The organism is Pseudomonas sp. 58 R 3, from assembly GCF_900006605.1.
In the GTDB taxonomy this organism is placed as follows: domain Bacteria; phylum Pseudomonadota; class Gammaproteobacteria; order Pseudomonadales; family Pseudomonadaceae; genus Aquipseudomonas; species Aquipseudomonas salomonii.
The window spans coordinates 331,079-351,965 of record NZ_CVTT01000065.1 but is presented as its reverse complement, the minus strand read 5'-3'; the positions used below and the strand labels follow the sequence as shown (position 1 = coordinate 351,965).

At 62.8% G+C, this 20,887-nt stretch carries 13 protein-coding genes and 2 pseudogenes; 9 read left to right on the top strand and 6 right to left on the bottom strand.

Annotated elements, in window-relative coordinates:
- Positions 1 to 225: 225 nt before the first annotated feature.
- From BFP92_RS22700 to BFP92_RS22685, 4 genes are all read left to right on the top strand, one after another.
- Positions 226 to 621, top strand: coding sequence for a RidA family protein (locus BFP92_RS22700; RefSeq protein ID WP_065931179.1), 396 nt, complete (start codon positions 226 to 228; stop codon positions 619 to 621).
- 207 nt (positions 622 to 828) lie between these two features.
- Entirely contained in the window at positions 829 to 1,455 is a 627-nt protein-coding gene (locus tag BFP92_RS22695) for a hypothetical protein (protein ID WP_239694304.1), read from the top strand.
- Positions 1,452 to 1,970 carry a hypothetical protein gene (locus BFP92_RS22690; RefSeq protein WP_065931177.1) on the top strand — a complete coding sequence of 173 codons (519 nt, stop codon included), beginning with the start codon at positions 1,452 to 1,454 and terminating at the stop codon, positions 1,968 to 1,970. Before BFP92_RS22695 ends, BFP92_RS22690 begins: the two co-directional genes overlap by 4 nt.
- Positions 1,967 to 2,473, top strand: coding sequence for a hypothetical protein (locus BFP92_RS22685; RefSeq protein ID WP_065931176.1), 507 nt, complete (start codon positions 1,967 to 1,969; stop codon positions 2,471 to 2,473). The genes BFP92_RS22690 and BFP92_RS22685 overlap by 4 nt, the downstream gene beginning before the upstream one ends.
- A gap of 43 nt (positions 2,474 to 2,516) precedes the next feature.
- Here BFP92_RS22685 and BFP92_RS22680 read toward each other — a convergent pair.
- Positions 2,517 to 2,744: pseudogene (locus BFP92_RS22680) on the bottom strand (multidrug transporter); the annotation flags it as partial.
- A gap of 120 nt (positions 2,745 to 2,864) precedes the next feature.
- Positions 2,865 to 3,659, bottom strand: coding sequence for a helix-turn-helix transcriptional regulator (locus BFP92_RS22675; RefSeq protein WP_065931193.1), 795 nt, complete (start codon positions 3,657 to 3,659; stop codon positions 2,865 to 2,867).
- A gap of 504 nt (positions 3,660 to 4,163) precedes the next feature.
- Between BFP92_RS22675 and BFP92_RS22670 the strand changes: the two genes are divergently transcribed.
- Positions 4,164 to 10,421, top strand: a complete 6,258-nt coding sequence (locus BFP92_RS22670) for a non-ribosomal peptide synthetase (RefSeq protein ID WP_065931174.1) — start codon at positions 4,164 to 4,166, stop codon at positions 10,419 to 10,421.
- 51 nt (positions 10,422 to 10,472) lie between these two features.
- Here BFP92_RS22670 and BFP92_RS22665 read toward each other — a convergent pair whose 3' ends face one another.
- Positions 10,473 to 10,775, bottom strand: coding sequence for a DUF6124 family protein (locus BFP92_RS22665; protein ID WP_065931173.1), 303 nt, complete (start codon positions 10,773 to 10,775; stop codon positions 10,473 to 10,475).
- A 539-nt stretch (positions 10,776 to 11,314) separates the two neighbouring features.
- On the opposite strand from BFP92_RS22665, the gene BFP92_RS22660 reads away from it, so the two are divergent.
- Positions 11,315 to 12,211 carry a hypothetical protein gene (locus tag BFP92_RS22660; RefSeq protein ID WP_139114100.1) on the top strand — a complete coding sequence of 299 codons (897 nt, stop codon included), beginning with the start codon at positions 11,315 to 11,317 and terminating at the stop codon, positions 12,209 to 12,211.
- Positions 12,212 to 12,245: 34 nt separating this feature from the next.
- On the opposite strand, the gene BFP92_RS22655 is transcribed toward BFP92_RS22660, so the two are convergent.
- The 3 genes from BFP92_RS22655 to BFP92_RS22645 all read right to left on the bottom strand — a co-directional run bounded on the left by BFP92_RS22655 (position 12,246) and on the right by BFP92_RS22645 (position 16,310).
- A complete protein-coding gene (locus tag BFP92_RS22655) occupies positions 12,246 to 13,763 on the bottom strand; it encodes an ArnT family glycosyltransferase (RefSeq protein ID WP_065931171.1) in 1,518 nt (505 codons plus the stop codon).
- A 26-nt stretch (positions 13,764 to 13,789) separates the two neighbouring features.
- Complete coding sequence (gene arnT / locus BFP92_RS22650) at positions 13,790 to 15,448, bottom strand: lipid IV(A) 4-amino-4-deoxy-L-arabinosyltransferase (RefSeq protein ID WP_065931170.1); 1,659 nt, start codon at positions 15,446 to 15,448, stop codon at positions 13,790 to 13,792.
- A 187-nt stretch (positions 15,449 to 15,635) separates the two neighbouring features.
- Positions 15,636 to 16,310 (bottom strand): lipopolysaccharide core heptose(II)-phosphate phosphatase PmrG, encoded by a 675-nt coding sequence (locus tag BFP92_RS22645; RefSeq protein ID WP_065931169.1) that lies wholly within the window; start codon positions 16,308 to 16,310, stop codon positions 15,636 to 15,638.
- 274 nt (positions 16,311 to 16,584) lie between these two features.
- Here BFP92_RS22645 and BFP92_RS22640 point away from each other — a divergent pair, with 274 nt between their 5' ends.
- The 3 genes and pseudogenes from BFP92_RS22640 (at position 16,585) to BFP92_RS22630 (ending at position 20,751) form a co-directional block, all read left to right on the top strand.
- Positions 16,585 to 17,241 (top strand): ABC transporter ATP-binding protein, encoded by a 657-nt coding sequence (locus BFP92_RS22640; RefSeq protein WP_065931168.1) that lies wholly within the window; start codon positions 16,585 to 16,587, stop codon positions 17,239 to 17,241.
- A gap of 1 nt (position 17,242) precedes the next feature.
- Positions 17,243 to 19,705 (top strand): ABC transporter permease, encoded by a 2,463-nt coding sequence (locus BFP92_RS22635; protein WP_065931192.1) that lies wholly within the window; start codon positions 17,243 to 17,245, stop codon positions 19,703 to 19,705.
- A pseudogene (locus BFP92_RS22630) lies at positions 19,695 to 20,751 on the top strand (lipocalin-like domain-containing protein). The gene BFP92_RS22635 and the pseudogene BFP92_RS22630 overlap by 11 nt, the downstream one beginning before the upstream one ends.
- Positions 20,752 to 20,887 lie beyond the last annotated feature (136 nt).

Genomic DNA, 20,887 nt, shown 5'->3' with positions numbered 1-20,887 from the left:
TGATCGTTCCCACGCTCTGCGTGGGAATGCCGCCCCGGACGCTCCGCGTCCCGATGTCTGCGCATAGCTGAGCCTTGCGCAGTGTGACGCGGAGCGTCACGGGATGCATTCCCACGCGGAGCGTGGGAACGATCGGTCCGCCGAAATGTTGCTGGATGTTGAATTACCAGATTGAGCAGCATCCCTGGGTTAGCTTTGTTTGCCTACCGACAACAAGGACAGGTCATGCAACGCAAAGTCATCAATCCCACCTCCGTGTTCAACTCCCTGCAATACGGCTTCAGCCAGGCCCTCGAAGTGCCGCCTGGCCGGCGCATCATGCTCTCCGGGCAAGTGGGGGTGGATGCCGAGGAGCGTACCGTCGGCCCAGGCATCGCCGAGCAGACCACCACCGCCTTGGATAATATCGAAAAGGTGCTGGCCGAGGTCGGCGGCAATCTGGCCGATGTGATCATGCTGCGTCTGTACATCGTTGAGTCCGTCCGTGAGCAGCAGGAGCCCATAGCCCAGGCGCTGCGTGAGCGCTTCCCGCACAACCCGCCGCCGTCTTCGTGGATTATCGTCAGCGGGCTGTCGTTGCCTGAGTGGTTGATCGAGATCGAGGCGGAAGCGGTGATCTGAACACGGTTTTTCGAATGGCGAGCGGTGTTGCTCGTCAGCAGTAGTCAAACCGCGAATGCCCCCGTACCATTCGCCCCCTCGCAGTGACGCGAGGTGCAGCGCCAGGAAGGCTCATCCCATGTTTGCCCTGACCGCCTGCAGTTATTTTTTTGCCCGTGTTCAGGATCCGACATGTTTTGTTTCCCCAGGCCCCAGGCCTTGTTCTTAATGGCATTAGCCCTGACGGGGTGCGGCACTCAGTCCGCGTCGCTGGTCAGTCAACCGTTGCAACCTGGCCCTCAGGAACCGGTGGCTTATCTGGTCGGGTCAATCGGCCCACAGAACTTCAACGCTTCCCCCGCACCTAACCAGCGCCTGCTGTTTCGCAAGCGCGGTTCTGAGTTCGGCGCTGCGGCGGTATGGGTCGGTATGGGGCAGCAAACGCCTCAGGATGTGAAAGACGCAGCCGGTGCCGCCAGCGTGTTCGTGCTGGCGCTCAAACCTGGAGATTATGAATTTTACGATTTTCAGTTCTTCTCCAGTAACTATTCCCCCACCCTTGGCACCACCTACACCTCGGTCCAGGCGCGAGAAAAGTTCAACCTGCCGCTGCGCTTGCAGGCCGGCAAGGCCTATTACCTCGGAGAGTTTCGTTCGCTGTGCCTCGGTGCTTCCCTGTGCGCCTTTCGCTGGCGCGATCAACAAGGCCGCGATGAACCCCTCGCGCGCCAGTACGTTCCGGGCTTGCCGAGCCTGAAGGTACTGGCCCTGGATTATCGCAGCGCCGCCCCTTATATCATCGCGCCGTTACCTGTCGGCGCGGACCAGGACACCCTGCACGAGACTCGTCCATGAACCGCCTTGTTACCCTCAGCGCCGTGGCGCTGCTGACGGGGTGTGCAACCACCCACACGCTGCCTGAACGGGCTTTGCCTGACGGCAAGGAATACCTCAAGCCGATCCACGTCATGATCGATGACCCGCTCAATGCTGCGCAATTTCGTAACCAACTGCGTGAAACCGGGGTGTTTCGCACTGTCGAAAGTGGCCGGGGCAACCGCGAGGACTATTCGGTGTGGGTCCGGTTCAATGTTCAGCGCGACATGCCGCCTTTTCCTCTGGTACTGCTGAGCGCGGCAACCCTGTTCCTGCTGCCCTTGTCGGTTAGCGTCGACACCACCACTGAGTTTTCCCTGCAACATAATGGCAAGCAGCTCAAGCAATACAGTTACCGCAACGTCACCCATAAATACTCTTGGCTGCTGGATGGCCCCGGCGCAATGGAGCAGCAAAACGTCCACCGCGTCGCACGCGCCTTTGCCGAAGATGTACAGCGCGACGGCCTGCTGCCTGAGGAGCATGCACAATGATCAGAGCTTCTGTGTTGGCTGTCGTGCTCGTGCTTGGCGGTTGCAGCACCGCCCTCAAACCATTGGATTACAAGGCCGAGCGCGCCTATGTACCGATGAGCGTCACTATGCCATCGCCCGCGTCGCGGTTTGAGCAGCAACAGCAGCGCGAAGTCATACAGCGCTTGCGTGATACCGGTGCCTTCAGCTTCCTTGATGGCGGCTTCAGCAAGACCGGCTACAGCCTGTTGGTGGATCAGGGCGGCGGTAAAGGGGCCGGCGTACTACCGGCACTGCTCGGTGCGTTAACGCTGCTGACCGTGCCTGTGCCTTATACCTACGAGCGTCAGTTGCACGGCTCGTTGTACAAGGACGGTCAGCTGTTGAAGACCTACGCCTACAAGCGTGGTGGTTGGACGGCTACGACCTGGTACATCCCCATGACCGAGCCGCGCAGCGAAAGTGAAATGCTCAGTGAAATGATGCGCGACCTGGACCGGGATCGCCTTATTCCCTACCAGTAATAACCGGTCACTCGCACCCACAACCGAACAACGGCGGCGTATTTCAGCCGGCTTTTCCTTCGTTATGCGCAGGTGCCACCGGGGAAATATCGGCTGCGGCAGTCGGGCTTGGGTAGACGCTCCAGGCGCCGCCCAGTGCCGTGTACAGGTTGACCTTCGCGACCAGTTGCGCCAGCCGATCGACGATCAGCGCCTGCTGCGAACTGAATAACGAACGCTGTGCATCCAGGAACGTCAGGTTGCTGTCCACGCCGCTGCGGTAACGGTGCCGGTCAGATCGCCCGGTACTTTCTGGCGCTTGCCGGCGCAGCGGGCCGCTGGTACTCGGGGATCAGCGAGCAACCGCCGAGCATCCAGGCCATGCCAAGGGTGGAGAGGGTGGCTTTTTTCATCAGGCGCCAACCATCCATTTGGCCAGGCCATGGCGCCCACTCACGCCGAGCTTGGCGGCGGCGCGCTTGAGGTAGGTCTCGATCGAGCTGTTTTTAACACTGAGCTTTTCCGCCATTTGCGGCACGGTGCCGCCAGTCAACAGGCCCAGGCACACCTCCTGTTCACGCGCCGACAGGGTGATATCGCTGAGGGACAGACGCTTGTAGAACTCGCGTTGTAAATGTGACTGTTCCAGCTGGCTGTGGTCCGGTTCGGCCTGGCTGTGGGGGGCCTGGCGCACACTCTGCGCGTGCCGTTCCAGCAAAGGCAACAGGGTGTCCGACAAGCACTTGAGAAACGACAACTCAGCCAGTGAAAAGCCCTGTTGGGTCGGCGGGCGGTAAAACGAAATCACGCAGCGTCGGTTGCCCTGGCGCGACACCAGGTTGCACTGGTGCGAGGTGCCGCGCGGGTGCGCGCCGTTCGCCTTGGCCTTCATCTGGATCAGCAACGGGTCTTGCATGCGCAGCATTTCCCGCAGCAGCGGGTGGTCATTGAGCGCATGCACCGGCTGGGGCGCCGGCAGGTGTTTTTTCAACCCGGCGCTGCCCAGCAGCTGGATATCGACCGCGCTGTCACGTAATTCGTCCAGGGTCCACTCACTCAGGTCGACCAAGTGGATCGGTACCCATTTATCCACCAGATGCAGCATGTTGGCGGCGAAATGTTCCTGGCCGCTGTTTGAAATCAATTCACCCATTTCGGCGTAGAACTGCGGGCTGTGGGCGCCGCCAATAGTAGAAGTCAGACTCATAGCCATCTCATCCTTGATGTCGAAAACCGTCATCGGGTGCCCTGGGTCTGTGTGGGGCGGCCCGTACTCCTTGAACGTGACTTTTCTTTAACGTCATTCGGCGTTCGAGATTTCATTTAGCCATAGCGATTTGTCCTACGTATGTAGCGGAAACGAGGGACACAAGCTGCCATAAAATCCACGTCATTAATTCGACGCTTCAGACGAAGTATTCCGCCTACGAAGAGCCGTGACTCAACATTAGATTTATTTAAGCTATTGATATTCAAAGTAAATGTTAATGATTGCGACAGGCCTGGAAAAACTGGCCACGGCCAGATGTAGCCAATTTCCTACAGCGCTTTAATCGTTTCAGCCGTCAACCATCAGCCAAGCCCGTTTCTATCCATTTGAATGTCCGGGTTTCTGGGGTCAGACACCCTCGGAGCTGCATGCTCAAATCCGGCAATTTTGGCGAAATGGGCCCGTGCACGGCCGTGCCTGACTCCTATTGAGAAGGATCTTATGAAGCATTCCCCAAGCTTCCCCCTCACTGCCGCCCAGCAGGACATCTGGCTCGACCAACTGCGAGCGGGCGACTCACCGCTGTACAACATTGGCGGCTATGTCGATTTTGCCGGGCCCGTGGTGCCGGAACTGATCCAGCGCGCCGTCGAGTTGCTGGTGGCCAGGCACGATGCCTTGCGCACCCAGTTGCACAGCGATGCCGATGGCTTGCCGCGACAGACCTTCGACGCTGCGCTGACGGTGCAGGTACAACGGCACGACTTCTGTGCGCTGCAAGACCCACAGGCGGCAAGCCAGGCGCTGATGCAGGCGCAAATGGCACGGCCCTACGCAATGAGTGGCGAACCGCTGTTCCGGTTTTTCCTGGTCAAGCTCGATGACGATCACTACCGCCTCGGCACCCAGGCCCATCACCTGATCCTCGATGGCTGGGGCTTTGGCCAGATGCTGCAATCCCTGGCCCGCCTGTACACCGACCTTGAGCAGGGGCGGCAATCGGAGCCGTACGCACCGTCGTATATCGACTTTATCGACACCGACCAGCGTTACCAGGCGTCGGCCCGTTACGCCCGCGACCGCGCTTACTGGCTGGACAAATACCAGGTGTTGCCCGAGCCGTTACTGACGCCGCGCCACAACGCCCCGGCGCCGAGCAACACCTGGGTGGAGCCGTTTGCGGTGACGCTGCTCAATCGCATGGAACAAGTCGCCAACCGTTACCAGGCTTCGGCCTTCCATGTGCTGCTGGCGGCGCTGTACGTGTATTTCACCCGCACCAGCCAGCGTGATGAATGGGTGGTGGGGCTGCCGATCCTCAACCGTTCCAACGCACGTTTTCGTTCCTCCGTGGGCTTGTTCACCCAGGTCAGTGCGGTGCGCTTTCAGTTCGCCGCGCACTTGCCGTTCAGCGCGCTGGTGCGCGGTGTGCGTGACCAGCTCAAGCAGGATTTTCGCCACCAGCGTTTTCCCCTGAGCGAGATGAACCGAGAGCTGGGCCTGCGCCGTACCGATCGCGGCCAGTTGTTTGATTTGTCGGTGTCCTTTGAGCAGGACGATCACGACCTGCGCTTCGGCCAGGTCCAGGCCCGCGCGATCAAGGTTTCCAACCACCACGAGTTGCTGCCGATTGCCTTTCACCTGCGCAGCAACCGTTATCAGGACACCGCGTGCCTGCACTGCGTTTACAACGAGGCGTGGTTTCGCGAGGACGAGGTGCAGGCGTTGGCGCAGCGCTTCACCTGGCTGCTGGAGCAGGGGTTGGCCAATACCGCGTTGCCGCTGGCTGAATTCGCCCTGGTGACGCCGGCCGAACAGCTCCGGTTGCAGCAATGGAATGCCACCGCACACGCGCATGCCGGTACGCAAACCCTGCATCGGCGCATCGAGGCGCAAGCGGTGCGCACGCCCGACGCCATCGCGGTGGCGCATCTGGGCCGGCGATTGACCTACGCCCAGCTCGATCAGCAGGCCAATGCCCTGGCCCACCAACTGCTCGAACATGGCGTGCAGGCGGATGACCGCGTGGTCATTGTGGCGCGGCGCGGGCTCGAAACCGTGGCCGGGTTGCTGGCGATCCTCAAGGCCGGCGCCTGCTACGTGCCGGTGGACCCGGCCCATCCGGCCGAGCGCCTGAACTACCTGTTGCACGACAGTTCACCGGTGGCGGTGCTGACCCAGCACGACTTGCTGGCGCGCCTGCCGATGCTCGACGTGCCGATAATCCGCCTGGACCTGCCGACCCATGGCCGCAGCGGCAGCCCACCGGTGGCGGTCACGCCGTCGAACCTTGCGTATGTGATCTACACCTCAGGCTCCACCGGTTTGCCCAAAGGCGTGATGGTCGAGCACCACACCGTGTCCAACCTGGTGGACTGGCACTGCCGCGCCTTCAACCTGCACGCGGGCAGCCATACGGCCAGCGTCGCCGGCTTCGGTTTTGACGCGATGGCCTGGGAAGTCTGGCCGGCGTTGTGCGTGGGCGCGACCTTGCACCTGGCGCCCGTCCAGGACGATGCCCAGGACATTGATGCGCTGCTCGGCTGGTGGCGTGCGCAGCCGTTGGACGTGTGCTTTTTGCCGACCCCGGTGGCCGAGTATGCCTTCAGCCAGCGCCTGCAACACCCGACCTTGCGCACTCTGCTGATCGGCGGCGACCGCCTGCGCAGCTTCAGCCGCGCGCAAACCTATGACGTGATCAACAACTATGGCCCCACCGAAGCCACGGTGGTCGCCACTTCCGGGCTCGTCGCGGCGGGCCAGGGGCTGCATATCGGCGCGCCGATCGACAATGCCACGGTGTACTTGCTCGATGAACAGCAGCGCCCGGTGCCGATTGGTGTGGCGGGCGAGCTGTATATCGGCGGCAAAGGTGTGGCGCGGGGTTACCTGAACCAGCCTGAACTGAGCGCCGAGCGCTTTGTGGATGACCCGTTCAACGCGGGCCGGATGTACCGCACCGGCGATCTGGCGCGCTGGCTGCCCGAGGGCAACCTTGAGTACCTGGGCCGCAATGACGACCAGGTGAAAATCCGTGGCGTGCGCATCGAGTTGGGGGAAATCGAATCTGCGCTGGCCGGCCATCCGGCGGTCCAGGAAGCCGTGGTGCAGTGTCGCGAAGGCCAACTGCTGGCCTGGTTTGTCGCCCGGCACAGCGTCGAAATCGAAGCGTTGCGTGCTCATCTGCACGCTTCGCTACCCGATTACATGCTGCCGGCGGCCTATGTGCAGTTGCACGCGTTGCCCCTGACCGCCAACGGCAAGCTCGACCGCAAGGCGCTTCCCGCGCCCACGCCACACGCCTTTGTCACGCGGCTGTTCGAGGCGCCGCACGAGGGCGCGGAAACCCTTCTGGCGCAGGTCTGGGCTGAGTTATTGCAGGTGCAGCAAGTGGGGCGCCACGACCATTTCTTCGAACTGGGCGGCCACTCGCTGTTGGCGGTGCAGTTGGTGCAGCGCATGCGCCAGGTGGGCTTGCATGCCGATGTGCAGGTGTTGTTCGGCCAGCCGACGCTTGCCGCGCTGGCGGCGGTCAGTGGCGGCAGCGAGGTCCAGGTGCCGGGCAATCGTATTGCGCCAGGTTGCAGCCACATCACCCCGGACATGCTCGCACTGGCCGAACTCGACCAGCCGAGCCTGGACCGTATCGTCGCCGGTATCCCCGCAGGCGCGGCCAATGTGCAGGAAATCTACCCGCTGGCGCCGTTGCAGGAGGGCTTGCTGTACCACCACCTCACGGACGAGCGCGACCCCTACCAGCAACATGCGCTGTTCAGTTTTGCCCGTCGCGAACAGTTGGAGGCGTTTGCCCAGGCGTTGCAGCAGGTGATCAACCGTCACGACATCCTGCGCACCAGCCTGGTGTGGGATGCGCTGGAACAACCGATGCAAGTGGTGTGGCGCCAGGCGCAGTTGCGCGTCGAACCGCTGCACGATCAACACGCACCGCTGGATTTGCGCCAGGCGCCGCTGATGGCGCTCGATTACGCCGAGGAGCCGCACAACCGGCGTTGGGTCGCCAGGTTGCGCTTCCATCACCTGGTCAATGACGCCACCTCGACCACCGTGCTGGTGGATGAAATTCGCGCCCACCTGCTGGGTCAACAGGCGCAATTGCCGGAACCGGTGCCTTACCGCAACGTGGTCGCGCAGACCCGTTCGGCAGCGCGCCAGGCGGCCCATGAAGCGTTCTTTCGCGAGCGCCTGGCCGACGTTGACGAGCCGACCCTGGCGTTCGGCTTGCAGGAGCGCCAGGCCAATCGCGCCGACATCGAAGCGGCCGAACGGCCCCTGACCGACGCCCTCAACCTGCGCCTGCGCGCCCAGGCGCGGGCGCTGGGGGTCAGTGCCGCGAGCCTGTTTCACCTGGCCTGGGCCCAGGTGCTCAGCCGGGTGGCGGGCCGCGATGATGTGGTATTCGGCACCGTGTTACTCGGCCGTTTGCAAGCCGGCGAGGGCGCTGATCGAGCCCTCGGCATGTTCATCAACACCTTGCCGCTGCGCCTGCGTCTGGCCGGGCAAAGCGTGGTCGCTGCGCTGGCAGACACCCATGCGCAACTGAGCGCGCTGGTCGCCCATGAACAGGCCTCCCTGGCGCTGGCCCAGCGTTGCAGCGGCACATCGCCGTTGTTCAACAGCCTGCTTAACTATCGGCACACGGCGGCAGACCGAGACCTGAACCTGGTGCCGGGCATTGCCCTGCTCAGCAGTGAAGACATCCTCAGCTACCCGCTGATGCTCACGGTCGACGACATCGCCAGCGGCTTTCGCCTCACGGCCAAGGCGCCGCGCAAGGTCGGTGCCGAGCGGTTGCTGGGTTATCTCGAGACGGTGTTGCATGGCCTGGCGGATGCCCTTGAACAGGCGCCGACCACACCCCTGCGCGAAGTACAGGTGCTGCCGGCCAGCGAACTGAAAAGGTTGTTGCTGGACTTTAATGCGACCCACACCGACTACCCCGAAACCCTCACCGTCCAAGCCCTGTTCGAAGTCCATGCGCGGCAGATTCCCAATGCCATTGCGGTGCAGGCCGGCGAACGGCAATTGACCTACCGCGAGCTCAATGAGCGCGCCAACCAGCTCGCCTTTCACCTGCGCGAGCGCGGCGTCCGGCCGGATTCGCGTGTGGCGCTGTGCGTCGAGCGCGGGCTGGAGCTGGTGGTGGGTTTGCTGGCGATCCTCAAGGCGGGTGGCGCCTATGTGCCGCTGGACCCGGGCTATCCGCGCGAACGCCTGGCCTACATGCTCAGCGACAGTCAACCCGTGGCGTTACTGGTGCATGCGGCCACCCGTGACTTGCCCGGCGAGGTGTCGATGCCCGTGATCGACTTCGACCGCTGCGCCTGGAACCAGGCACCTGCCGGCAACCCGTTGGTGCCCGGTTTGAGCGTCGCCAACCTGGCCTACGTGATGTACACCTCCGGCTCTACCGGCACGCCCAAAGGCGTGATGATCGAGCATCGCGGCTTAAGCAACCTCATGCACTGGGGCTCCCGGCTGTGCCCGCATGCCCAGGGCGGCGCCTTGTTGCAACGTGCGCCGTTCAGCTTCGATGGCTCGGTGTGGGAGCTGTTCTGGCCGCTGACCAATGGCATGCGCCTGGTGCTCGCACGGCCCGATGGGCACCGTGAACCGGCGTACCTGGCCCAGGTGATCCGCGAGCAACAGATCAGCGTGATCAAGTTTGTGCCGGCGATGTTGCAGCAGTTTCTGGAACTGGAAGCGTCGGCGCTGTGCACCAGCCTCACCGACGTGCTGTGTGGCGGTGGCGAACTCACGCAAGCCCTGGCCCGAGGCGTGCAGGCGCGGCTGCCCAACGTGCGCTTGCATAACGTCTATGGCCCCACCGAAGCCACGGTGGACAGCAGCGCCTGGACCCTGGAACCCGGCGCCGCCGTGCCGGCCGTGCAATTGCCGATTGGTCGGGCGATCAACAACACCCGCCTGTATGTGCTGGATGAACATGACACGCCGGTGCCCATGGGCGTCAGCGGCCAACTGCACATCGGCGGCGTCGGCGTTGCGCGGGGTTATCTGGGCCTGGAACAGATGACCGCCGAGCGCTTTATCGACAGCCCGTTTGTGGCCGGTGATCGGCTGTACCGCAGCGGCGATCTGGTGCGCTACTTGCCCGATGGCAACCTTGAGTTCCTGGGGCGCAATGACTTTCAGGTCAAGCTGCGGGGCGTGCGCCTGGAACTGGGCGAAATCGAATCACGCCTGGCCGCGCACCCGGCGCTGCGGGACGTGGCGGTGCTGATGCGTGATGAGCGTTTGGTGGCGTACTTTACTTTGCGTGGGCAAGCGCCCGGCCTGGAAGCCTTGCGTGCCTATGTGCTGGAACAGTTGCCCGAGTACATGGTGCCGTCGGCCTTTGTGCAGCTTGATCAATGGCCGCTTAACCCGGCCGGCAAACTCGACCGCAAGGCCCTGCCGGCGCCTGGGTTGGAGGCGGTGGTGAGTCGTGCCTATGAGCCACCGCTGGGTGAGGTGGAAACCCTGATGGCGGGCATCTGGGCCGACGTGTTGAAGCTTGCGCGGGTAGGGCGTCACGACCACTTTTTCGAGCTGGGCGGGCATTCATTGCTGGCGGTGACCCTGGTGGCGCGGATGCGCAAGGCTGGGTTGGAGGTGGATGCGCGCACCCTGTTCAGCCAGCCCACGTTGGCGCAATTGGCGGCCTGCACCACTGCGCAAGTGGAGCGCGTGGAGGTGCCGCACACCGCGATCCCCCAACTCAACCGCCGCCGGCGGATCTGAAGCCTGGAGGTGGGCAATGTGGGAGCCAGCTCCCACACTTTCAGACCACAGTCAGGCAGTTGGTTTTGAGGGGTTCAGGCACTCGATAGAGCGGTCCACCGTGGTCTTGGCCACCTCAAGCAAATGCCACACCGCCAGAATCTTCGCCCGCTGGGGACTGGCCAGCAGATCACCGCAATTGAGCGCGGTCGCTGAAGCGCTGTCGAGCAAGCTGGCGGTGTAGAGCAGGGCATCTTCGAAGCTCAGGTCTTCGATTTGAACACCTTTGGAGGGCAGGTAATGGTCGATGGCGCGATTGAAAGCGGCGCGGTCTTTGGCGGAATTGCGGGGTGGGTCGGGGACGACTTTTTTCATGGTGTACCTTCGTGTCGGATTAGGGACGACACCCTTCGCGACTAAACGAGGGTGGCGGCTGTACGCAGGTTAGTCGACCGGCCCAACACGCAAAATCCGGCGCACCCGAAGGTGCCCTGCGCACAGCCACCATAAAACCTCATGGAGGACCATGCACGCGTTGGAAGGTCGGGCGACTAAACCCGATCACTGATAAGCAGTGACGGATCGCAGACTAGCCATCGATTCCAACAGGCACAAGGCGGCAGGGATTGTCTAGGAAACGTCCTGCAATTAAAAGGGACACGCCTTGCTGGCCTTTTACAAACCATGACCAAACGCCATCAACCGCAGGTTCCGATTTGATCGTTCCCACGCTCCGCGTGGGGATGCAGCCCGCGACGCTCCGCGTCGCACGTGCGCAATGGGAACGATCACCAAAGGCCATCAACCGCAGGTTTCGATGGAACCTTTTGCGCCGTCGCCACCAACACACTGTGCAGTTTCGCCTGAAACGTCAGCCCTTCGACGCTGTTGGATTTTGATGGACAACGTGGCTCATGACCCCAACGCTTGGACACTTTCAGCCTTTCATACAGGCGCGCTTGCCGACGTTGCCTGCTCCTCGCACGGAGGCCGACACCTCCAGCCTGCCGACGCGCGGGCAAACACGGCCGGCGGACGATCTGCGCTCAGCCACGCAAATCTACAAGGACAACCCCATGCTGGGCACGGGCATCATGTCCCGCGCCTTTGGCTGGAACCCGCAAAGGCGTCAGCGCCAAACCCGATTGATCACCCACTTGAAGCGACAGGTGGGCGACTTTACCGCCGCCAACCCAGACCCGGTGTCACGTGCCAACGCCATGTATCGCCTGGCGCGGGTGATCCACCACATTGACAACGACCCCTGCCTGCGCCGGGTCAAAGGCAGTTATCCAGGTGATGGGCACCTGGACGTGCAGGGTATGAAGGGGTTTGCGTCCGAGGTGGACCGCCTGACTCAATTCGCCGAGCAAGGCTACCGCGTGCTCGGGGAGGGCGGTCGCGGGGGCATCTGGCCAAAGCCTGCCCCCCACGGTCGCGCAACAGGTGACCAACGCTCGGTGCAGGCAATCACGGTGAATCCCTTGTTCAAGGCACTTGATGATGTGCTCGACGGGAACGAACGGCTCGCCTTCAAGGTGTTCGTAGGCGGTGACTGGAACGACCCCCGCTTACCCGCCGATGTTCGCGCAGCCAGTGCCGCGAAGGCTGAACACGTCCTTGAATTCATTGACCAGCAAGGCGGCGCCCATTCCACTGCCAGTAACGGCGAAATAGACGGAAAGGTGGAAGACGTTCCTGATCTTCCTGCGCCTTACCTGACGCGCGAGCATTTCACGTACCCCGGTTCCGAAGCACGGCGGTTGTCGGATTTTGCTTATGTCGGTTATGCCGTGTTTGAGAAGCGCTAGCGGCATTCCAGGCACGCTGACGCCGATAATGCCGTCAGCGTGGCGTTGGAACAAACGCCACACTGCCCCCCGAGCGCTTCTGGAACAACCGCTCGCCATTGTCCGGCTGCGTGGTAATCACCGTGTGATCCGCGCCCAGGTAGGCCAGCGGCGTCGGGTCTTCCTTGGAATACTGCGCGACGATAATGGTGCGTTGCGGGTTGAAGCCCTGGCCGCTGGTTTTTTCCAGCCAGGCCATGAATGCCGCGCTGTCGCCCTGGCGGGGGAAGTCCTGGGTTTCGCTGACGTAGTAGAACGGCTTGCCGCCATTTTGCAGGTACATCGGCACCTTGTTGTCGACTTCTACCATCACCATCTGCCAGTGAGCCCACGGCGCAGTTTTGACCGCTTCGGCCTGTACGTCGTCGGCGAAGCGGGTCACGCCGCCATTGCCGGTGACCCAGGGATAGATGCCGCCGAGTACCAGCAACAGCAAGCCTGCCGTAAAGCCGAAACCTTTTTGCCAACGTGGCCAACTGGCGGTTTTTTGCTCCAGGCGTTCGCTCAACCACCAGGCGGCCAAGAGTTGGGCAAAAGGCACCAGCGGCAACACGTAGTAGCTACGTCGGCTGCCGCTGGCGGTGAAGAACACGAACAGCAGGCCCAGGCCCCACACCAGCCAGCGCACGTTCGGCGGCGTTTGGCGCCAGTTGCGCAGCGCCAGCCACAGGCCCAGCAACCAGCACGGTGCCCAGGGCAAGGTGTAGGCGGGCAGGTAGATCAGGTAGGTGTAGATCGGCCCCATGTGGTCGAACGGGTCGAAGAAGCGCACCACGTTTTCCTTGAACACCAGTTCAAGGCCACTCTCGCCGTAAGTCGGCGCGCCATAGAGGTGGGACAGCACGAAGGGAATCGCGTAAAACGCCGCTGCAATCAGCATGGCCAGCAGCAGGCGCAGGTTGAGGTGGCGCTTGTAGCGCTGCTCGCTGAGCAGGTGCGGCAGCAGCACCAGGCCCGGCAGCACAAAACCGATCAGGCCTTTGAACAGCGAAGTGGCCGCCAGCAGCAGGAAAAATACCGTGTAACGCCCCAGCCGCGTGTCGTCCGGCCCGCGCCAATACCACCACACCGCCGCCAGCACGCCGCACACGGTGAGGATGTCGGCCGTGGCCAGCCGGGCCCAGAACAGAAAGTAGAAGGTGGTGGCAAGCATCCAGCCGGCAATCAACCCGGTGCCTTTGCGAAACAGGCGTTCGCCAATCAGGTACACCAGCCAGATGCTCAGCCACGCCGCAATCACCGACGACAAACGCAGCGACCAGGGGCCAAGTCCGCCCATCAGGTTGGCGAAGCCGGTGATCAGCCAATAGGAGGGCAGGGGTTTGTCGTAGTAGGGCGCGCCCTTGAGGTAGGGGTCGAAGTAGTCACCGCTTTGCAGCATCTGCAACGCGATGTTGGCCCAGCGGGTTTCCGGCCCCCACAAGTCGCGACTGCCCAGGCCCAGCAGCAGGAGCAGCGCCGAGACGCCCAGCAGCAGCACCAGGGCGCCGCGTTCGGTTTTGAAAACACTCATGGGCGGCTCTCAAGGCAGACGTAACGTTAGGGAAGCTGCGGATAGATAATCAAGAGCAGGGCGCCTTTGCGATAGCGTTTGCCACCCGGTGGCAGTTGCCCTTCTTCGCGGTGTTCGCTGGTGCTGCGCACGCGCATCAGCACACCGACCGAGCCTTGCTGACGCGCCTGCGCAAGCCAGCTCTGCACGCTGTCCAGGTCGACCTTGCGGTGCACCGAGTCGGCGTACTGGAGGCCATAACGCAGCTCGCCTTCGGTGTCGTAAAACGCCACTTCCGTGCGGCCCAGGCGCCAGGACAAGGCCGACGCCGAGCCCAACTCGTTGCTGATCAAAGCATGGGTTTGTTGCAATTCATCCAGATGCTCAAGCACGAACTGGTCGGGCATTTCGGTATCGGTGATCATCGCCGGCATGCCCGCCGGCAGTAACGCCACCAGCAAGCCGATGCCCAGCGCCGGCATTGCCCACAGGGTCAGCGGGCGCAGCGCTTGCAGCAGGTTGGCAAGGATCCAGGCCAGCAATACGATAAACGCCAGCGACAGGCTGAACATCTCCGCGTGGCTGTTGCCGTACATCGGGTTGCAGATTTGCAGGTAGATCAACGCCACCATCGCTGCCAGGCCGATCACGGCGTTGACCAGGCCATTGATCAGGATCGCGCGGGCCTTGCCTTGCCGGATCAAGTCGATCAGCGCATGGCCCATCAACAAGGCCAGCGGCAGCAGGCACGGCATGATGTAGGTGGGTAATTTGCCGCGGCTCATGCTGAAGAAGGCCAGGGGCAATAGCAGCCACAGGGCCAGGAACACGATGGCCGGCTGGGCTTTGTCTTTCCAGGTCTTGATCAGTGTGGCCGGCAGCAACGCCGCCCAGGGCAGGCAGGCGACCACCATGATCGGCAGGAAGAACCACCAGGCCCGCGCATGCTGGGCATTGGCGGAAGAGAAGCGACGGATATGCTCGTGCCAGAAGAAGAAGCGCCAGTAATCAGGCTCTTGCACGTGAATGGCCAGGGCCCAGGGCACACACACGATGGCGGCGACCACAATCGCCAAAGGCCCGTAGCACAGCAGTTCACCCAGGCGGCGCTGCCAGAGGATGTAGGGCACGGCGATCAGCACGGGCAACAGCCAGGCCAGAAAGCCCTTGGTCATAAAGCCCATGCCGCAGGCCACGCCCAGCACTGCCCAGGCACCCAGACGAGCACGCGGCGTGCGGCTGTCGAGGGCAAACCACAGCGCTACCAGGCTGAGGTTGACCCAGAAGGTGAATTGCGGATCGAGGTTGGAATACCCCGCTTGCCCGGCCACCAGCCCGAAGCTCATGTAGAGCAGGGCGCAGGCGAAGCTTTTGCGCGGGTCGTTCCACAAGCGGCGGGCGATGAGGTAGGCCAGCACCACGCTCAGGCCGGTGGTCAAGGCCGACGCCACACGCACGCCGAACAGGTTTTCGCCGAACACCGCCTGCCCGAGGGCGATCAGCCAATAGCCGGCGGCGGGTTTTTCGAAATAGCGCACACCCATGAAGTGCGGTGCGCCCCAATTGCCGCTCTGCAGCATTTCCTGGCTGATCTGGGCATAGCGGGTTTCATCCGGGATCCATAAACCGTGCAGGCCCATGGGCAGTAGATAGAACACCGCGAAGGCCAATAGCAATAGAGGTAAGGGTTTAAGCAGTCGAGTCATGAAAACGTCACTCCTTGACGTTTAATGGTGAAGTAAGCAGATATGTAAAAGTTTGTAGGAAGAATCACAAAGTTCACTAAGTCGATGAAAAAAATCATGACGTCCAATAGTAGCGGGCGTAGTTGAACATGCCAGAAGAGGGCTGTCGTTTTGCTGAACATGAAGAAAGTTATAGGTAAAAAAGTGTCTATAGCTTTTTAAGTACGGCGGACCAGGCCGGGCCTTTCATGATGCCAAGCGTCTCGAATTTGCCGTTGCCCAGTACGCGCACGAACAGGGCACTGCCGTACTCGGCAAACGTTGCGCGGGGGTAGCCCAGGGCGCTTTCGAAGTCGGCAATACAGCCACTGTGGGTGACAAAAACGAGGTTGCGACCAGACCGTTTGCGGCTGAGCAGTTCTTCATCGATGTCCTCGCCGCAGATGGTCTTTTCCCCTGGGGTCAGCTCGGCTTTGCCGAACATGAAGTGCGAGGTCTGTACCGTGCGCAAGGCCGGGCTGGCAACGATGTCGGTGTTTTCCAGGCCCAGTAGTTTGAAGGCCTTGCCCACTTCTTCGGCGCGCTGGGTGCCGACGGTCGTCAGGCCTTCAGGTGCGCCGAAGCAGGCATTGGCCGAGCGGTCGCAGCGCTCTTCGTGACGCACCAGCACGATCAGGTCGCCATCGCGCCAGGCCGGCAGCACTTGTGAGGTCAGCAGGCGGTTATCGACGCTCAGGTCGCGCGGCGAGAACGGCCAAAACAGGAAACCGGCGAGCAGCAAGCCGATAACGGCAAGGCCCGCCCACCACTTTCGCAGGCGCTTGAGATAGCCCCGGCGTGAGCGCGGTTTGGTCAGGGTAAGGTCAACCACATCATTCACCATGGGCACTGTCTTCAGTGTTTTATTCAAATAGGCGCAACGCACTGACGGATGCCCGTAGTTGAAGCGGAGCGTGTCATAGCGCTGCTGTCTTTTGGCTGAACACCCAGCCGTTAGAAGTTGCCGTGGGCGGCAACTAACAAGTTGCCGACTATCGATACTGGGGGGCAATTTAGAGGGGTGAGGGTGGGCAAGCAGTGAAATCGATGTGAAAAATTTGCATGGGGTCGTCAACCAGCCGTTATGCTCGTTTGCAGTCCTTTAAACGAGCGTGTTTATGTTGCAGGTGCAAGGTGTTGTTAAGAGCTACGCCACCCCGCAAGGTCCACTGCCGGTGCTGGCGGGTGTCGACCTGTACCTGGGCGAACGTAGCAGCCTGGCGCTGATGGGCGAGTCGGGCAGTGGCAAAAGCACGTTGTTGCATCTGGTCGCCGGGCTCGACCGCGTGGACAGCGGCACTGTCCAGGTGGGCGAGCAGCGCCTGGACCAACTGAGCGAGGCGCAACTGGCCCATTGGCGGCGTACCCAAATCGGCCTGGTGTTCCAGCAGTTCAACCTGATCGGCAGCTTGCGTGTCGACGACAACCTGGCGTTCCAGGCCCGCCTGGCCGGGCGCTTCGACCCGCAATGGCAGGCGCAGCTGGTTGAGCGCCTGGGCCTGGGCGACTTGCTCAAGCGTTATCCCGAACAACTCTCCGGCGGCCAACAGCAGCGGGTTGCGGTGGGCCGCGCGTTGGCCTCGCGCCCCGGCTTGTTGCTGGCGGATGAACCCACCGGCAACCTCGACGAGGCCACCAGCGATGACGTGCTGCAATTGCTGCTGGACCTGCTGCGAGACAGCCCCACCAGCCTGTTGATGGTGACCCACAGCCCGCGCATCGCCGCACGCCTGGACCGCCAGGTGGTGTTGCGGCATGGCCGTGTGGTCGCGTGAGATGAGGGTATTTTATTGGGCACTGCGCGCACTGTTGAGCCATTGGCGGCGGCACCCGGTGCAGTTTTTCAGCGTGCTCACCGGCTTGTGGCTGGCCACCGCACTGTTGACCGGCGTGCAAGCCCTTAACAGCCAGGCGCGCGACAGCTATGCACGTGCCAGCCAATTGATCGGCGGTGAACCCCAAGCCAGCCTGAGTGCGCCGGACGGTGCGAGTTTCCCGCAGGCGCTGTTTGCCGAACTGCGCCGTGCCGGCTGGCCGGTGTCGCCGGTGGTGCAGGGGCGGCTGCAGCTCAAGGGGCATGAAGAGCTGCGCCTGCAGTTGATGGGCATCGAGCCGTTGTCCTTGCCCGGTGGCGGCGCGGTGGCGGGGCAGCGCTTGAGCCAGGCGCAGATGCTCGGGTTTTTCAACCCGCCCGGGCAAACCTGGATCGCTGCGCAAACCTTGCAGGCGTTGGGGTTGCAGGCCGGTGAGCAGCCATTGACGGTCAGCGGGCAACGGCTACCACCTTTACAGGTTCAGCCCGACATGGCCCCCGGGCTGTTGCTGACCGATATCGGCTTCGCCCAGCCACTGTTGGACATGCCGGGGCGCCTGTCGCGCCTGTTGGTGGACAAGGCCTTTGCCGCCACCCAGCCGACGCCGCCTGCCGCGCTGCAACTCAAGCAAGGCGAGGACAATAACCTCTCGCGCCTCACCGAAAGCTTTCACCTGAACCTCGATGCCTTGGGCTTTTTATCCTTTGTGGTCGGCCTGTTTATTGTCCACGCCGCCATCGGCCTGGCCCTGGAGCAACGCCGTGGTTTGCTGCGCACCTTGCGTGCCTGCGGGGTCAGCGCGCGCCTGCTGATCGTCAGCCTGGCGGTTGAGCTGGGGGTGTTGTCGTTGCTGGGCGGCGTGCTGGGGGTGATCAGTGGTTACCTGCTGGCCAGCCTGTTGCTGCCGGACGTGGCCGCCAGCCTGCGCGGCCTGTATGGCGCCGAAGTGGCGGGCCAGTTGAGCCTCAGCCCGTGGTGGTGGCTGGCCGGCTTGGGCTTGGGCCTGCTCGGCGCCCTGCTTGCCGGTGCCGGCAGCCTGTGGCGTGCGGCCCGTTTGCCCTTGCTGGCCCTGGCCAATGCCCAGGCCTGGCACGAGGCGCATGGGCGCTGGCTGCGCCGTCAGGGTGGGGTGGCGGCTACCGCGCTGGCGATTGCACTGCTGGCGCTGTGGTGGGGCAACAGCCTCGCCGCCGGGTTTGTGCTGATGGCCGCCTTGCTGCTGGGCGCGGCGCTTGGCCTGCCGGTGGTGCTCAATGCGCTGTTGACGGCGGTGCTTGGACGCAGCCGTTCGGTGTTGGGCCAGTGGTTTCTTGCCGACTGCCGCCAGCAGTTGCCGGCCTTGAGCCTGGCGTTGATGGCGTTGCTGTTGGCGCTGGCGGCGAACATCGGCGCGGGCTCCATGACTTCGGGGTTTCGCCAGACGTTCAATAACTGGCTGGAACAACGCCTTACCGCCGAGCTGTACCTCAACCCGCAGAATCCGGCCCAGGCCGAGCAGCTTTCCAGCTGGTTGGCGCAGCAACCGCTGGTGCAGGCGGTGCTGCCGACCTGGCAGGTGGCGGTGCAATTGCAGGGCTGGCCGGCAGATGTGTTCGGCGTGGTCGATGACCCGACCTATCGCCAGCACTGGCCCTTGCTGCAAGCGGCGAGCGCGCCTTGGGACCAACTGCTGCAGGGCGATAGCGTGATGCTCAGCGAGCAATTGGCACGCCGCCTGAATGTGCGGCTGGGCGACGCCATCCAGCTCCCCACGCCGCAAGGCGTCTGGTCGCCAACAGTGGTGGGGGTTTACGCCGACTACGGCAACCCCAAGGGCCATCTGCTGGTTAATTCGCAACACCTGCTGGCGCACTGGCCGGGCCTGGCACCGGCACGCTTCAACCTGCGCGTACTGCCCGGCAATGTACCGGCGCTGGTGCAGGAGGTGCGGCGCGCCTTTGCCCTTGAGGACAGCCGCATCGTCGATCAGCAGCAGCTTAAAGGCTGGTCGAGCCAGGTGTTCGAACGCACCTTCGCCGCCACTGCCGCACTCAACAGCCTGACGTTGGGTGTCGCCGGTGTGGCGCTGTTTATCAGCCTGCTGACCCAGAGCCAAAGCCGCCTTGGCCAACTCGCACCGCTGTGGGCGCTGGGCGTGACGCGCCGGCAACTGATGTTGCTCAACCTCGGCCAAACCTGGCTGCTGGCGGTGTTGACGCTGGTACTCGCCTTGCCCTTGGGCCTGCTGCTGGCATGGTGCCTGGACGCGGTGATCAATGTGCAGGCGTTCGGCTGGCGCTTGCCCTTGCAAGTGTTTCCGTGGCAGCTGGCGCAATTGTTGGGGCTGGCCATGCTTGCCACGCTGCTGGCCTCGGCCTGGCCACTGTGGCAGTTGTACCGCAGTCGCCCGGCGGATTTGCTGAGGACCTTTGCCAATGAAGATTAACCCCTGGTGCTGGGCCGCCGTATTGCTGTTAACGGCCTGCGACAAAGCCCCCGCGCCGCCGGAAAGCTTCGCCGGCCTTGGCAGCGAGGCGGCGGATTTTGCCCAGGTGGTGCCTGGCAAGGTCTTCAGCTTTCCCGAAGACCACGGCCCGCACCCAGGCTTTCGCATCGAATGGTGGTACGTCACCGCCAACCTCAAGGACGAGCAAGGCCGTGTGTTCGGTGTGCAATGGACATTGTTTCGCAACGCGCTGAAGGCCGGGCCGGTACAGGCGGGCTGGCGCGACGCGACGATCTGGCTGGGCCATGCCGCCGTCACNCCGCCATTACGCTGCTGAGCGCTACGCCCGTGGCGGCGTTGGCCAGGCCGGCGCCCAGGCAGCGCCGTTCACGGCCTGGCTCGACGATTGGCGTTTTGCCACCCGACCAGGTTCCGCCAGCGCCTTGGCCGATATGCAACTCAAGGCCGCAGGCCCACAGTTCGCCTACGATTTGCACCTGACCTCCAGCCGCCCGCTGGTGCTGCAAGGCGATAACGGCTACAGCCGCAAATCCGACCAAGGCCAGGCGTCCTACTACTACAGCCAGCCGTTTTTCACGGCGACGGGCAGCGTCCGTATCGACGGCACCACCTACCAGGTCAGCGGCCCGGCCTGGCTCGACCGCGAGTGGAGCAGCCAACCGCTGGCCGCCAGCCAGACCGGCTGGGACTGGTTCTCCCTGCACCTGGACCGTGGCGAGCAGTTGATGCTGTTTCGCGTGCGGCAAAAGGACGGCGCGGGTTACCTGACCGGCACCTGGATCGACCAGCAAGGGCACACCCAGACCCTGCATAACGCCGATATTCAGCTCACACCGCTGGCCACCACCGAGGTTGACGGGCGCATTGTGCCCACGCGCTGGTCATTGAAAATTCCCGGCAAACAACTGGACATTACGCCCCAGGCCGTCAACCCGAAGGCATGGATGAACCTCAGTATTCCGTACTGGGAAGGGCCGGTGCAGTTTGACGGTGGTGTGGGGTATCTGGAGATGACCGGCTATTAATCGCGGTTTCTTGTAGGCGATTTTTCTCTGCCGAGTAGGCAACTTCCCAAATGTGATTTCCCGCGCCTGCCCTTGTGTGCAGGCCGCCTTCACGTGCCTATATTCCGACGCCATCTTCATTGCATCCGGGATGGAA